Origin of the sequence: Dolichospermum sp. LEGE 00240 (assembly GCF_015207875.1) — a bacterium.
Taxonomy (GTDB): domain Bacteria; phylum Cyanobacteriota; class Cyanobacteriia; order Cyanobacteriales; family Nostocaceae; genus Dolichospermum; species Dolichospermum gracile.
In genome coordinates this window covers 13,688-28,687 of record NZ_JADEVZ010000063.1, presented here as the reverse complement: position 1 = coordinate 28,687, position 15,000 = coordinate 13,688, and the positions used below count along the sequence as shown (strand labels likewise).

10 protein-coding genes and 1 pseudogene are annotated in these 15,000 nt (G+C 38.7%); 5 read left to right on the top strand and 6 right to left on the bottom strand.

The features are described 5' to 3' along the window. From IQ226_RS18540 to IQ226_RS18530, 3 genes and pseudogenes are all read right to left on the bottom strand, one after another. Nucleotides 1-427 (bottom strand): annotated as a pseudogene (locus IQ226_RS18540) (photosystem II q(b) protein); the annotation flags it as partial. A gap of 173 nt (nt 428-600) precedes the next feature. Further along, entirely contained in the window at nt 601-2,100 is a 1,500-nt protein-coding gene (locus IQ226_RS18535; RefSeq protein ID WP_193897742.1) for an MBOAT family protein, read from the bottom strand. 89 nt (nt 2,101-2,189) lie between these two features. Beyond that, nucleotides 2,190-5,222, bottom strand: coding sequence for a DUF1574 domain-containing protein (locus tag IQ226_RS18530; RefSeq protein ID WP_193897740.1), 3,033 nt, complete (start codon nt 5,220-5,222; stop codon nt 2,190-2,192). A gap of 543 nt (nt 5,223-5,765) precedes the next feature. Between IQ226_RS18530 and IQ226_RS18525 the strand changes: the two genes are divergently transcribed. Together IQ226_RS18525 and IQ226_RS18520 are read left to right on the top strand one after the other, a co-directional pair. Continuing rightward, a complete protein-coding gene (locus tag IQ226_RS18525; RefSeq protein WP_193897738.1) occupies nt 5,766-6,002 on the top strand; it encodes a hypothetical protein in 237 nt (78 codons plus the stop codon). Nucleotides 6,003-6,180: 178 nt separating this feature from the next. Next, nucleotides 6,181-7,494, top strand: a complete 1,314-nt coding sequence (locus IQ226_RS18520; protein ID WP_193897735.1) for an ABC transporter substrate-binding protein — start codon at nt 6,181-6,183, stop codon at nt 7,492-7,494. Between the two features lie 102 nt (nt 7,495-7,596). Here the strand turns inward: IQ226_RS18520 and IQ226_RS18515 are convergent, their stop codons facing one another. From IQ226_RS18515 to IQ226_RS18505, 3 genes are all read right to left on the bottom strand, one after another. Beyond that, nucleotides 7,597-8,325 carry a hypothetical protein gene (locus IQ226_RS18515; RefSeq protein WP_193897733.1) on the bottom strand — a complete coding sequence of 243 codons (729 nt, stop codon included), beginning with the start codon at nt 8,323-8,325 and terminating at the stop codon, nt 7,597-7,599. Nucleotides 8,326-8,396: 71 nt separating this feature from the next. Next, the gene (locus IQ226_RS18510) at nt 8,397-8,561 is read right to left on the bottom strand and encodes a hypothetical protein (protein ID WP_193897731.1); all 165 of its coding nucleotides are present in this window, start codon (nt 8,559-8,561) and stop codon (nt 8,397-8,399) included. Between the two features lie 322 nt (nt 8,562-8,883). Further along, nucleotides 8,884-10,470, bottom strand: a complete 1,587-nt coding sequence (locus IQ226_RS18505; protein WP_193897729.1) for a helix-turn-helix domain-containing protein — start codon at nt 10,468-10,470, stop codon at nt 8,884-8,886. 801 nt (nt 10,471-11,271) lie between these two features. Between IQ226_RS18505 and fdxB the strand changes: the two genes are divergently transcribed. The 3 genes from fdxB (at nt 11,272) to ctaD (ending at nt 14,824) form a co-directional block, all read left to right on the top strand. Further along, the gene (gene fdxB, locus IQ226_RS18500) at nt 11,272-11,565 is read left to right on the top strand and encodes a ferredoxin III, nif-specific (protein ID WP_193897728.1); all 294 of its coding nucleotides are present in this window, start codon (nt 11,272-11,274) and stop codon (nt 11,563-11,565) included. 542 nt (nt 11,566-12,107) lie between these two features. Next, on the top strand, nt 12,108-13,043 hold the full coding sequence (locus tag IQ226_RS18495; RefSeq protein WP_193897727.1) for a cytochrome c oxidase subunit II: 936 nt from the start codon (nt 12,108-12,110) through the stop codon (nt 13,041-13,043). Nucleotides 13,044-13,171: 128 nt separating this feature from the next. After that, nucleotides 13,172-14,824: a cytochrome c oxidase subunit I gene (ctaD, locus tag IQ226_RS18490; protein ID WP_193897726.1), complete on the top strand. Its 1,653-nt coding sequence runs from the start codon at nt 13,172-13,174 to the stop codon at nt 14,822-14,824. The last annotated feature ends 176 nt before the right edge of the window (nt 14,825-15,000 follow it).

The window sequence follows — 15,000 nt, the reverse complement described above, 5'->3', positions numbered from 1 at the left end:
TCCAAGGGCGCATACCTAAGCGGTAAGAAAGTTCCCATTCACGACCGAGGTAGCAGAATACGCCGATCAAGAAGTGGAATACTACCAACTGGTAAGGACCACCGTTGTACAACCACTCATCTAAGGAAGCAGCTTCCCAAATGGGGTAGAAGTGTAAACCGATAGCGTTGGAGGAAGGAACTACTGCACCGGAAATGATGTTGTTTCCGTAGAGCAAAGAACCTGCAACTGGTTCGCGGATACCGTCAATGTCAACTGGGGGAGCGGCGATGAATGCGATTACGAAGCAAGCGATCGCAGATAGGAGGGTGGGGATCATTAATACACCGAACCAACCGATATACAAACGGTTGTCTGTGCTGGTGATCCAACCGCAGAAGCGATCCCACACATTAGCACTTTCGCGCTGTTGTAAGGTAGTTGTCATTTTATGATTGCTTTATTTTCTTATGATGTTGGTAGGTTGTTTTGCCTACCTGAATACAACATTAGAGGATAAGTTTAAATTTGTAAAGATAATTAAAATTAGTATTAGTTATATCAGTTATATGTTTTCCTAATGTAATGAGATTTACAGGAATTGCAGCAGAAAATTCACCTCTAAAAATCAAAGTATATATAAGGTAAACTACCCTCAGGAGCTAGTAACCAAACTGCATAAAAACATAGGGGAACAAAGACAATTTTAATTGGCCAGCTAAATTCTAGTTTCATGCCTCGCTTAAAAACATAAGTTATAAACATTAGTAAAGCTATGACTACCAACAAATAAGAGAGTTGGTACTGACTTATATTTAATGCTTCTACATAGACTTTTTCCGCAAATTGTTGATCACCGACATGACCCCAAAGGTTTTTGATCACTAAAGTCGAATCTTGGGGGTTGGGGAGACGAAACCAAATCCAAGATGTGAAAACCATGATTTGTGTTAAAAGCCAAGCAAAAATAACTCCTAGTGGATTTTGCCAAAATGAATTAAGAATTGTCAAGCGATCGCTGAGTACAACTGTGAGACGATGCACTACTAAAGCGATACCATGCAGTACACCCCAAACAATAAAGCCCCAAGCTGAACCGTGCCAAATACCAGCTAATAACATAACTATCAATAGATTTACGCAATTACGTATTAATCCGCGTCTAGAGCCACCTAAAGGAAAGTAGAGATAATTACGTAGCCAATCACCTAATGTAATGTGCCAGCGTCGCCAAAAATCAGCAATACTGGTACTGAAGTAAGGAAAATCAAAGTTTTCCGGTAAAACCAACCCAAATAGTAAAGCACTACCACGAGCAATATCAACATAACCATTGAAATCTAAATATAACTGTAAGCCATAAGCAAAGGTAGCTAACCACAAATCTGTACTACCTGCCCTTTGTAAGTTACCAAAACATAAATCTACAAATATACCCAAATTATCAGCAAGGATACCTTTTTTAACTGCACCTCTAGCAATTAACCACATTCCTTCAGCAACTCTATCAATGCTGGGAAATCTGAGAGTATCAAATTGAATTGCTAAATTATGGTAACGAGTAATTGGTCCAGAAATTAGTTTAGCAAAAAATAATTTATATGTGGCAAACTGGATAAATTTAGTAGCAGCAGGAGTACCACGATAAATATCTATTAAATAAGCAATACATTCAAAGGTAAAGAAAGAAATTCCTAGAGGTGCAATCAACTTAATTAATGATTCTGGTGAACTTGTTGACTGATTAAAAGCTAAATTTAGAAAATGATTGATGTATTTAAAACCTAAAAGAATAAAAACATTAAAACCTATGCCAATCCACAATATTTTAAGACGGCGCTGATTCCAGTCAGCTTGAGCAAATTGCCATTCTTCATTAGATAAATTCGAGTTTTGAGAATGCTTTCCTGGTGAAGTATTACTACCAATCTCTAAACCCAGACGGAAGTTGATAAAAGTTAGTGTTAAAAGTAATGGTAAATATTGAATATGCAAAGATGCGTAAAATACAAGACTGGCTATTAACAGTATCCATAATCTGATGTTTGCTAGATTAACAGTCCAGTAGATGCCTAAAACACTCAATAGAAATAGCCCATAAAAAATTGATATAAATTTCATTGTTGATTAATTGATAATTTTGAATTTGTCATGAAGTTAGGAGTGAGGATAAAGAATATTTTATCATCCATTCCCTATTCCTTATTTAATCATTTTGTTGGCCAGCTAATCATTGGATCTATAGCTAGTTTCTTGGATACTTCATAAGCACCATAACGATTGAGATGACTGGGATCTGAAAAGTAATCATTTGCTGTTGGCCATAGCTGACTTAAATCACGATAGATAAACTGAGGATAGTTAGTAAAGGTTAATAAATACTCTTGAAACTGTTGCTCATATTTGGTGCGTACAGGATCTAAATAATCTGCAGTCAGAGGCATATTCACAAAGATGAGAGAGATATTATTATTTTTTGTAAACTCTAGCATGGAATGGAATGCCTGATCTTGTTTACCTACTAATTGGAAAGATTTATAATCATTATCGTAATCTCCGGAAACTTTGGGATGTTGTTGATAGTAGGTGGTGGGATTATAGCGAATAGATAAAGGTAAGAATCCATCAAAATCAACTCCTGGGAGAGAAGAATTATTGTCTATTTCTGAATCATGGGTGATATGGACTTTTAATTTAACTGGGGAATGTTGATAGCTAAAAGGTAGATATTGAAGTTGTTTTTGGAGAAGAATTTTAATTTGATCACGGTTTTTATAACTAGCAGATAAATTAGCTACAGACTGATTTAACCAATCGTTAGTGGTTTGATAGATATTAGTATCTTCTGTTTTAGGTTTATTACTAACTTTCTCTGTTGGATCTTCTGGGTTCTTATTACCTTGATTAGTTTTGACTTTTGTTGGAGATTCCTGTAATATTTGTTTGTATCCTGGTGAGGTTTCAATTGTATTGAAAGTAATATCTTCTCTCCCATTATTAAAGGCACGAGAACCATCTGCCCATAAAATTACCTTTGGTAGTTCTTGGGGTTCTAAAATCTGACGGATGAGGACATCAACGACTTGGGCTGTTGCTCCATTAATGCCAAAGTTAAATATATCAATATTGCTATGATTTTGAGAGGCTAAAGCTTTAGAAAGGGCTACAGGATCAACTCCTCTCAGGGCGCGAGAAGAACCAACAATTAAGACATCTGGGGGACGTTTCTTTGTGGCTAACCGCTGTTTATATAGAGCTAATTGTTCATCTAATTGCCTAGCATTAAAACTAGGCATTTGTGATCTAGCTGCTAATAAAATAGCTGTAGAAGTGGCTTTTTCTTTTAATTGTCCGGCTGGCAAATTTCCCGATTGAGCATTGTCATCATTAATAAATCCAGAAGCATTAAAAGCGGATGAATCATTATTCAGTGATTCTGTTGTTCCTGTTTGATTTAAAAATGATGTTTTCTGATTATTTGGTGATAGTGAAGATGCTTGTGCTTTTGAGGATAAAGGAGAACTAATATTATTGGTGTTTTTCGGTAAATTTTTAACAGTATGTGCGACAACGTAGCCTAACATAAAATCACTTTGCAAGGTGAGAAGTAATCCTAATGCTAACCAAATCATCCCGCTGCCAATTCCTTGATTATCAGGATTTTCGTCTATTTCCTGATTAGATTGTGTAAATAGTTGACTGTTTAAAAGTAAATTTCTGATTAATTTATTGGTATTTAGCACCCAATTTTTTGCTGTTTCCTTGATAAAAATTTTGACTTTTTCATTGGTTAAATCGGGACGCAAAATTTCTTCACTAGTTTCATCTATCATTAGGGAACTTACATACTCTGATGTAGCGGCAAATTCTGGTGTTGCTTCGGGAACTGATCGAGAACGTTCTTCTAGATCAACTCCATGATGCCATAGGGGTTCTTTATCACCAGCACGACGACCATAAACACGGACACCAGTAATACCAAAAATTTTCAGTTGGCGGATAAATTGAGTCACTTTACTAGAAACCTGATGGCGTGTAGGACAAACGGGAGCATCACACATTATGTGTAATAAATCTTCTTTGCAAATTAGTAGTACCCGGATACCACCGGTTTTCAATCGCCAATCTAGGTTGGGATTCAGTAGTCGCTCTAGTAAAAAAATGATGGCTGGTTGATCACCTGTACGGGCAAGCTCCAGGGCAGATGTAAGTAGGAATGGATGCTCAGATGCTGGTAAAGATACCCAATCTATCCAAGTTGGTTGTTTGTCTGTGGTTTTTTGTCCGTATATGGCGGCTGAGATAATGGCTTGAGGAGCAATACTTTCGAGTAGGGGAACAATGGCTTGTAGTACGATTGTTTTATCGGGTGCGGCTGCGGTTTCTAAGGGGTCAAAAGCCGGGGTACAGAAGATGTGTAAGGTAGATTCTTTGAGGGAAGTTTGCAATGCTATTTTGAAGCCTAATAATTCTTCAGTTAATATTCTAGCGATCGCTTGCACATCTCCCCACCGCGCCCATTCTTTTAACATCACCTCTGGCGGTGTCAAATCTACTCTTACCCGCCAATCTGGCTCAAGTTCCCCTCGAACTTGGGCAACAATAATGGCATCTTGATAACCAACAAGCTGCAAATGTCTCAGCTTTTGGGCTACCGTTTCTGCCAATAATGATGGATCAGGGCTATAGCTAGACTGACAAAATACCCAAAGACGATTAGCAACAATCGGAGAGTTATCTTTCGCCGGACAGGGTTTAATTTTTACCTGTATTGCTATACCTAAATGACTGAGATGTTCACTTAAATAACGAGCAATGGCATCTCCATCGCCTTGACGTGCCAAACTTTCATTAGAGATAATCAACGAGCCACCGGGGATTATAGGCGTTTCTGTCTGTGCTAATAGTGCCTGTTCTACCTGTTCTAAATGTCGTTCCAGTTGATTCAAATACACCCGATGACACCATTCAGGACGGTGTTCCCCTTTTTTGCGACCATAAATTAATACTTGGTATATTGACGGTTGTTCGTCATTGATGAGGGTATCTACATCAGTTTGCTGTAGTGCTTGTAGTAACTCCGACAAGGTTTGCCAGCGTTGTGGACATTCAGCGTTTTCACAGAGAATATGGAGGTCATTACCTAGCAATCGGACTTTTACCCCGAAAGTATTTATACCCGTTGCTTGGCTTACCCATTGCACTAAGGAATTTTGACGATCATCAGGTAATACTGTTTTCATGGGCAGTGTTTAACAGCAAGATTGTATAGGGGAATTTTGGCTGTACTTGTCAACTAGAATCATAGAATTATCACATTTTGCCATTTTTTTTCAATAATTTTGTTACCTTCGCAGCTTGCAAAATTGACAAAGATGGTGCTATGGAAGAATTCACCGAGTCAGGAGTAGGAGCGCCCTGCACCCAGTCAGGAGTCAGTACCTTCTGTAAGTCCTAACATAAAAGATGACTGATATTACGTGAGTTCGGAGTTAGGAGTTATGATTTTTTCAACGAGATCATAAGGGCTTGAGACTTCTAGGTGGGGTGAGTTTTCCACAAATTATCGTTATGTCGAACTCACCTGATATTGTGCGGTATTATCAGGCATAAGAATACTTTTAACCTTTGGTGATGTTTCCTGCTAGGTCTTTCTGTTGTTAACATTGATGTAATATACCCTAGGCATGGCTCTGACGTTGTTGCACTTTGATGAATTCTCGCTCCTGAACTGAAAATTGACTTTTTTGCCTATTTTACTTGTGTACTAATTACTAAGAATTACAATGCTATCCGTAACCCAACAGTCATTTTCCGAATCTGGATTAAATTTGATTCCATTCACAATTTCTCTGTCTTGTCTTTTACAAGTTGGTACAGTGTCTATGCTGATCCTAGTTATCGCTCAAAAAGCTACAAGCGAGGCATTAATCAGCCTGGGTGAAGTCAGTGAAGAATCATTGCGAGGCGATCGCCTACCTGTCCTTCCTTTTCCAGATGATCACAAATTAGACAAGGACTAGAAATCCATACGATCGCGAGACGTAGCCGGGGTCAGAAAAATGACAAGAATATTAGCTAGAGACAGTTTTCTGTGGTGTAATCCTGCGAAAGTGATTTACGATTGAAAGACTTAATGCGGATGTATCTGTATTAGGCTTTGTGAATATCTCAGAAGTGTGATTAATCTTTCTATTTCCTATGGCAAAAATTCGTGTTTCCCTAGCCTTGAGTATAGCTACCATAGCTAGTGGTTTCTTATTAGCCGCTTGCGAAAATCCCAATCCCCCATCATCTACTGGAAGTATTACCACTTCCCCAACCGCTACCACTACAACCAGTGATACCAAAGGATTGAAAATTGGTAGTTTATTACCCACAACAGGTGACTTAGCTTCCATTGGACAACAAATGGTTGGTTCAGTTCCCTTATTAGTAGACACAGTTAACACTTGTGGAGGTGTTAACGGTGAAAAAGTCACTTTAGTACAAGTAGACGACCAAACAGACCCTAAAGCCGGCGCTGCGGGAATGACCAAATTAGCAACTTTAGATAAAGTTGGTGGCGTGGTTGGTTCTTTTGCTAGTAGCGTTTCCACTGCAGCGGTTTCTGTGGCTGTACCCAATAAAGTCATGCTGATTTCTCCTGGTAGCACCAGTCCCGTATTTACCGACAAAGCTAAAAAAGGTGACTTTCAAGGCTTTTGGGCGCGGACTGCTCCCCCTGATACCTACCAAGCATTAGCTTTAGCCCAACTTGCTAAGAAAAAAGGTTTTAAAAGAGTTTCCACAGTAGTTATTAACAATGACTATGGTGTGGGTTTTGAAAAAGCATTTGCGGAAACTTTTGAAAAATTAGGCGGAACAGTAATTAATAAAGATAAGCCTGTGCGCTATGATCCCAAAGCCCAAACCTTTGATACAGAAGCAACTGCGGCTTTTGCTGGGAAACCAGATGCGGTTTTAGGGGTATTATATGCGGAAACAGGGAGTTTATTTCTCAAAGCTGCTTATCAGCAAGGTGTCACCAAGGGAGTACAAATTTTACTCACAGATGGCGTAAAATCTCCTACTTTCCCTGACCAAGTTGGTAAAGGTAGTGATGGCAAGTATATTTTATCAGGGGTAATTGGTACAGTTCCCGGTTCTAGTGGTAAAGGTTTAGAAAACTTTAATAAACTTTGGCAAGAGAAAAAGGGCGGTTCTCCCGGAGAATACGCACCTCAAGCTTGGGATGCTGCGGCATTGTTGGTATTAGCAGCCCAAGCCGCTAAGGACAATACAGGGGTTGGTATTTCTAGTAAAATTCGGGAAGTTTCTGCTGGTAGTGGTACACCAGTTAGTGATGTTTGTGAAGGATTGAAGCTACTTAAAGCAGGCAAACAAATTAATTACCAAGGCGCAAGCGGTGATGTAGATGTTGACGCTAATGGTGATGTCATTGGTACTTATGATGTCTGGACTGTGGGCGATGATGGCAAAATCAAGGTGATTGATAAGGTTAGTCCTAAGTAGGGGCAGGGGGAGAAATTTCCCTATTCTTTCTTCTTTCTTCTTTCTTCTTTCTGAACTCCTGACTCCTGAGAAAGGGCGCAGGCCCTGCGCCCCTACTCGCTTCTAAAAACCAGTAAAGTTATAACCGACTCCTAATAAAATTCCCACATCAGTTTTATTGAAAAATCCAGCATTTACAGCGGCTGTGGCGGTTAATCTGCTATTGAGAGGTACGTCTATCCCACCAGTGACTAGCAAAGCAGCTTCAGTATTAGATTGATCACCTGTTTTAATGGCTGCACCTAAGCCAACGTAAGGGGCTATGGGTAAAGGTTCTGTAAATGGATCTGGTGATTTAAAAGCAAAGTCGTAAGTAATAGGAGCAAGAAATGTTGTATCTGTTCCTAATATTACTGATGGTCTAACTGATAAGGTTTTGGTCAGACCAATTTTACTGATAACAGTGAAATTACCATCACTCAAAGCTGAAAAGCTACCGGATGCACCAACGTTGAGACCAACACCGATATAGCTACTACCACCACGAGTGGCTCTACCTATACCAATTGGACTTTGTGCTATTTGATTGGATGGTTCTGTTTTTTCGGTAACTTGTGTAGAGCCAGAATTGAGCATAACTGATGAAGTTTCTACAGTTCCTGGTACGGGTGTGATTGTCCGACTGGCTATTTCTTCTGTAGCAACGGTGGATATTGATGTTTGGTTGGAGGGGATGACAATTGTTTCTGCTTCGACTGTCTGAGCATTTACGGAAAGTCCGTTACCTAAAACTACCAAAGCGGCAAGACTTGGTAAGGCTAAACAAGTTTTACGAAAAATAATATTACTCATGTTCACTCCTCAATAAATTAAGATTGACAGCTATTTAGATATCATCTCCAGTTCACAAATTTCGTTAATACTCACCATTTAACACCAAAAATCAAAATTTGGATGTAACGGCTCAATAATCCAATGTAAATCCAATACTGCTCGGTTAAGCCTGAAAAGTCATTATATGGTAGGTTGGCTTGAGCGATCGCAAAACCCAACAAAATCCTTGATAATGTTGGGTTGTAGTTATTCACTCCCCCCTCTAAAATTATTGAAACCCTTGATATCTCGTTAAAGATAGAGGGAAGTGTGAACAGTTATGTTGGGTGTTGGGTTTCGTTCCTTAACCGACAAGTATTGATTGTCAAGGGGTTCTAGACAAAACTCCAAAAGTTTTTTTCGTTTTTGATAATATTTATGTAATTTTTCGCAGAAAGTTGTATGATTTTGTATAATTTGATGAAGCGATCGCTACTAAGAGTGTTTTCTTTAAAAGATATACCAGATAACAAGCAAGTGAGGTAAAAAATTGACATCAAAAGCCAAGAGAATTTTGCTCCTGACTCCTGCTGTACTTTATGAAATATCTAGCAATTGTCTCAAGAGCATTTGATCGTCTAGTTTAGCTTTTAAGCGCCCTTTTTCCACATCACGAATCCAGCTTTGGCTTTTTTCCATCAACTTGGCTAGTTCCCTTTGGGAGAGGTTCATTTTTTTACGTCCTTCTATCACCTCTTCCCCTAGCAAATTACCTGTTTGTTGATGATTGCTTTTGGCTTTAGTGGGACGACGTTGTTTTTTATCTGATTCTGAACGATTTTCCCAATCGGTCGGGAGTTCAAAAGATAAAATCCGTGCATTCAGAAGTAAATTCCACTTACCACGAGGTCCGCTGTCTGTAAGACGATTTTCACCACTACCATCATTAATCCAAAATTCTAACGCTTCCTCTGGATCTTCCGGTATATCCACTAATTTTGCCCACAAAGGCTGAATTTCTGGGGGATAGGTAACAGGATCAAATAATGGTTTGATTCCATAATGATTGAGAACTTCTAAATCATTTTCATAGGCTTTAAGTAGGCGTTTCCGTTCTTCCCTGTGTCTGGAAGCTTGGGTCACTTTTTCCTCACCATAAGCAACGCGCAGCAAGGTAGGAATAGTGATGCGTTGTTCTCTACCCATTTTTGTTTTAAATAATAACCAGAGCATCAGTCTCACAGCACCTTCGTGTTGTTGCCACAGACTCATAACTGTGGTAAGTAGGGTTTTGGGAAGACTGCCATATTGATAAAATGTGGTTCGTTCTTTGCATCCTTGTCTGTTGAAGAAATGTTTAGTCCAAATTCCAGCTTTGATTGTAAATGTCAGTCCCACTAAATATTTACAACCTTGATCATCTTCTTGAAAATGGTGTTGGGTATCTGTCAAATTCCATAGATAACTATCTTTAATGGAAAAACTGGGAACTCTACCTTGTTGTGGCCAGTCAATGGAAACCATAAGAGAACAAGTTTGAGAGACGATGTTTTTAATTAAACCGAGTTTGGCACTTTTGCTGAGGTCTTTACGTTTTTCTAAGCCCAAATACTGTTCAATTTGTCGTTCATCAATGGTAAATTCTTCTTCCCAAGGTTGATCTAAGGCTGTAATTTGAGCGGCGAAAATAAGATGAATACAAGCAGCCCGGATGTCTAAATAATCAATTGCTTGTGAATTATTAGCACGGTTATTAACTGGAAATAGGTCTTGAAGATGGAAGGAAATTGTCCCTCGTCCTTGATTAACTGAGCGACTGTAATGTAAGTTACCTTCCTCATCTTTTTCCCATTGTAAAGATGTTCGTTGTGCTAGTAAATTACAGGCTTCCCAGATAACAATGGCTGAGGCGAAGGGGTTGTTTTTACCATTAGAAAATAAATCGGGACTGGTAGCATCTCGTGGTTCAATTTTACATCTTCCTTTTTTAGCGTGTACAGGGATAGGCGCATTTGTGGGACAGGCAATTACACATTGTGGTTGTAAATAATAGCCATCACAATTATTGCAAAGGGTAGGATCAACCCAATATTCATCATCTTCGATTTTAATTGCACCGGTAGGACATAGGGGTCGGCAGTTGTCACATCCCACGCAACTGTTGTTAGGAATTATATGCGGCATAGGAAGTGTTCCTACTTTAATCGTTGAGATGTTTGGCTCAAGTCTCCCCTTAATGTGTGTGTCATGAGTGATTCATAACTCGCTACCAAATTACCTCTATCATGAGAACATTGTTTGCTCGTCTCATTAATTACTCATAGGGGTTATTGAAGCCGTTTCGCAAAGTTAGGCTTCATTGCTTCTTCATTAACTATACTTTTCATAAAGATTTCAATAAGATTGTTCAGTATGAGCTTGGCAGGATTTCTTAATATTTACCTGGATATTTACTGTCATAATGTTTATTTTGGGCGATATAAAATATGTTAAATGTTTTTGAAGAACATCTGATAGCAGGGAAGAAGGAATAGGAAATAGAAAACAAAATGGTTCAAAAATAGAGGAAATGATTTTTTTAAGTTTGTATTTACTAATACTGTTGGTGAAATATTTTGATCTAATTAGAAAATATTCGCAAATAAGCAGTTAATAAAGCTGATAATTATGGTTGATAATTGATTATTATTCTTATTGAATGAGGTGTTTTTAGACTCATAAATTTATATTTATTGAGAAAATAACTTTAAACACAATTCTGCAACCTTTGATTAATCGGCTTTTTATCCAAGGACACAACCCAAATTTATCAATAAGTAATATCATTTAATATTTGCCAATAAGCAAAAATAAATAATATTATTTAGCAAGTCATCAAAATTTGATAAAAAAGTTAATTTTTGTTATTGAAAAAATCAAATCTCAGGCTAGTATGAAGATTAAAGGATTAACTAATATCTAGCTAAAATTGCTGAGGTTCTATTCATGGCGACATTAACAGGATTGACCTTTGGAGGTACTGATTGGACTCCTAAATTTGCCCAAGAAATAGACAAAGACAAGTGTATCGGTTGTGGCAGATGTATGAAAGTTTGTGGTCATAAAGTTTTGGGCTTAATGCCTTTAAACGAAGAAGGTGAATTTGTCGAAGATGAAGATGAGGAAGAAGTGGAACGGAAAGTAATGGTTGTTACTCACCCAGAAAATTGTATTGGGTGTGAAGCTTGTTCTCGGATTTGTCCCAAGAATTGTTATAGTCATGTAACATTGGACAAATAACATCTTTGGTGATTTTCAACGGTGTGATGTCCTGCAAAACATCGGTTATTTTGGTTAAGTTTATAGGCAAGGTAATTAGAGGGGAATCTCAATATTTACTGTAGTTGGTGAAAATGTTTGCAGTAAACAGAAACGTAAATCGTCAGTTGCTATCATCTAAAAAAAAATCATACTTGCTAATATTTTTCTGCTGCTATTTGATTTATGAAAATATCAACTTCTCAGATCCTCGATTTCTTCAAGAAGTCGAGGATTTTGTGGTTATCAATATGAAAAAAATATGGAAGTTTACCAATTTTTGATTAGTTACAAGTTAGAACAGTAATAGTATAGCAGGAGTCAGGAGTCAGGAGTCAGGAGTCATAAGTAAAACCCTGTTTTGGACAGAGTTTGATGATTAGTTGAAGTCCTAACTAACCTGACGGTTGCTATAAAAATTAAAAAGGTCATCTTCTCCTCAGAAGATATTTTTGTGACTACATAAACAAAGTCTATCTTCACTGACTATTGTTTTACTACTATTTACAAAGCAGGTAGCATTCATGCAAAAAGTTCCTGTTTCGCTGTGGACACTGTTAGCTGGGATGATCATTGCCCCTATCAGTATCTGGGTTGGTCAAAATCATCATTTATTACCAGAAGCAGCATCGCAACAAGCTCCTTTGGTGGATGGTTTTTTCAATATTATGTTGACAATTGCGGTTGCTCTTTTTTTGGTTGTTGAAGGAACAATTCTGCTTTTTCTAGTTATTTATAGACGACGTAAAGGAGATAATACCGATGGTAGTTCGGTAGAAGGTAATTTGAGTTTAGAAATTTTCTGGACAGCAATTCCTACGGTAATTGTGATTGCTTTAGGTATTTACAGTGTTGATATTTATAACCAAATGGGTGGTTTTGGTGTGGGTAGTCATCCTCATCAAATGTCAGCAGGGGCGATGAATGTTAGTCAAACCGCTAATATTGGGATTGGTGAAAATCCGCAAACTAAAAATAAGCCGGCTGATTTGGTTGTAGATGTTAAGGGTATACAGTTTGCGTGGTTATTTAATTATCCTGTCAGTGGTATTGCTGCGGGAGAATTGCACGTTCCTGTTGGGGCTGATGTGCAATTGAATTTATCCGCAGATGATGTGATTCACTCTTTTTGGGTTCCGCAATTTCGTCTGAAACAAGATGCTATTCCTGGTGTTCCTACTCAATTACGATTTACGGCTACAAAACCCGGTACTTATCCAGTAGTTTGTGCAGAATTGTGTGGTGGTTATCACGGTTCAATGCGATCGCAAGTAATTGTCCATGAACAGGAAGATTTTGATGCTTGGATGCGTGAAAACCAGATTGCTGAAGGTGAAGATCTGAATGATGCGGTGGCTACAAATTTGGATAATTTATCTCCATCAAAATTTCTGGCTCCCTACACTCAAAATTTAGATGTAACTCCAGTAGTTATTGAGTCATTAGCCCATCAATTTTAGATTTGGGATTGGAGATTGATTCTTGTCTAATTTGGTGGATATTGAATCATTCTGATGAAGTTGAAAATCTAAAATTCTGTGATTAATCATGATTAGCTAATAACTGACAAAGGACAACTCACAACAATATGACACAAGTAAATTTTCCAGTTAATCCTCCACCCTATGAAAGTGGATCACCAACCCAGTTGATTACCCATAGTTCTCATCCTACCGCTTGGAAATTTCGAGATTATTTCACGTTTAATACTGATCACAAAGTAATTGGGATTCAATACTTAGTGACAGCGTTTGTTTTTTATCTTATTGGTGGGTTGATGGCGATCGCCCTTCGCGCCGAATTAGCCACACCGGACTCGGACTTTCTTGATCCAAATCTGTACAATGCCTTCATGACAAATCATGGCACAATCATGATTTTTCTGTGGATTGTTCCCAGTGCAATTGGCGGATTTGGTAACTATCTAGTTCCCTTGATGATGGGTGCTAGAGATATGGCTTTCCCTAAATTAAATGCGATCGCCTTTTGGTTAAATCCAGTCGCCGGATTCTTGCTATTACTAAGTTTCGCCTTTGGTGGTTCGCAATCGGGCTGGACAGCGTACCCACCATTAAGCCTAGTTACCGCCAACAACGCCCAAAGTTTATGGGTTTTGGCCATTGTTTTAGTAGGAACTTCTTCAATTTTAGGTTCAATTAACTTTGTCATCACCATTTTGATGATGAAAGTTCCTAGCATGAAATGGGATCAAGTTCCCCTATTTTGTTGGGCAATTTTAGCAACTTCTATCCTTGCCCTTTTCTCTACTCCCGTATTAGCAGCTGGTTTAGTTTTGCTGTTATTTGATATTAACTTCGGCACATCCTTCTTCAAACCAGATGCAGGTGGCAATGTCGTTATTTACCAACATTTATTTTGGTTTTATTCCCATCCGGCGGTTTATTTAATGATTCTGCCGATTTTCGGGATTATGTCCGAAATTATTCCCACTCACGCCCGCAAACCGATATTTGGTTATAAAGCGATCGCCTTTTCCACAGTGGCCATTTGCGTCGTCGGTTTATTCGTCTGGGTTCACCATATGTTCACCAGTGGCACACCCGGTTGGATGCGGATGTTCTTCACCATTTCCACACTCATAGTTGCAGTTCCCACAGGTGTGAAAATCTTCGGTTGGGTAGCAACTCTCTGGGGAGGAAAAATCCGTTTCAGCAGCGCCATGTTATTCGCTATTGGTTTACTTTCCATGTTCGTCATGGGCGGTTTAAGCGGCGTAACTATGGGAACAGCCCCCTTTGACGTTCACGTTCACGACACTTATTATGTAGTCGGTCATTTCCACTACGTTTTATTTGGTGGTTCAGTTTTCGGTATTTACGCAGGTATCTATCACTGGTTCCCCAAAATCACCGGCAGAATGATGAACGAAACCTGGGGAAGAGTTCATTTTATCCTCACCTTTATTGGTACAAACCTCACATTCCTACCCATGCACAAACTAGGGTTACAAGGAATGCCTCGCCGAGTTGCCATGTATGACCCCCAATTTACCAGCTTAAACCAGCTTTGCACCATTGGCGCAATCCTTTTAGGTATTTCTGTTATTCCTTTCGCCTTAAACGCCATTTTCAGTTGGAAAAACGGCGAACTCGCAGGTGATAACCCCTGGGAAAGTTTAACTTTAGAATGGACAACCTCTTCCCCACCCATCATTGAAAACTGGGAAGTTCTACCCGTTGTTACTCATGGACCCTATGATTATGGACATGATCAAGGTTAATAAGGTGACTTTTGGGTCAATGAATTACATTTTTTTCTCACGCAGAGTCGCAGAGAAAAATTGTAGCGACTGTCTTGATTGTCAAGCGCTCCGTAGGAATCGCGCAACCCAACAAACCTCCAAAAAGTTGGGTTTCTTGACATCAACCCAACCTACATCTATTCATCATTCAGTAG

Coding starts and splice junctions, on each gene's coding strand:
- IQ226_RS18525 (WP_193897738.1), top strand. CDS start 5,766: ATGCTATCCGTAACCCAACAGTCATTTTCCGAATCTGGATTAAATTTG.
- IQ226_RS18530 (WP_193897740.1), bottom strand. CDS start 5,222: ATGAAAACAGTATTACCTGATGATCGTCAAAATTCCTTAGTGCAATGG.
- IQ226_RS18505 (WP_193897729.1), bottom strand. CDS start 10,470: ATGCCGCATATAATTCCTAACAACAGTTGCGTGGGATGTGACAACTGC.
- IQ226_RS18535 (WP_193897742.1), bottom strand. CDS start 2,100: ATGAAATTTATATCAATTTTTTATGGGCTATTTCTATTGAGTGTTTTA.
- ctaD (WP_193897726.1), top strand. CDS start 13,172: ATGACACAAGTAAATTTTCCAGTTAATCCTCCACCCTATGAAAGTGGA.
- IQ226_RS18515 (WP_193897733.1), bottom strand. CDS start 8,325: ATGAGTAATATTATTTTTCGTAAAACTTGTTTAGCCTTACCAAGTCTT.
- fdxB (WP_193897728.1), top strand. CDS start 11,272: ATGGCGACATTAACAGGATTGACCTTTGGAGGTACTGATTGGACTCCT.
- IQ226_RS18495 (WP_193897727.1), top strand. CDS start 12,108: ATGCAAAAAGTTCCTGTTTCGCTGTGGACACTGTTAGCTGGGATGATC.
- IQ226_RS18520 (WP_193897735.1), top strand. CDS start 6,181: ATGGCAAAAATTCGTGTTTCCCTAGCCTTGAGTATAGCTACCATAGCT.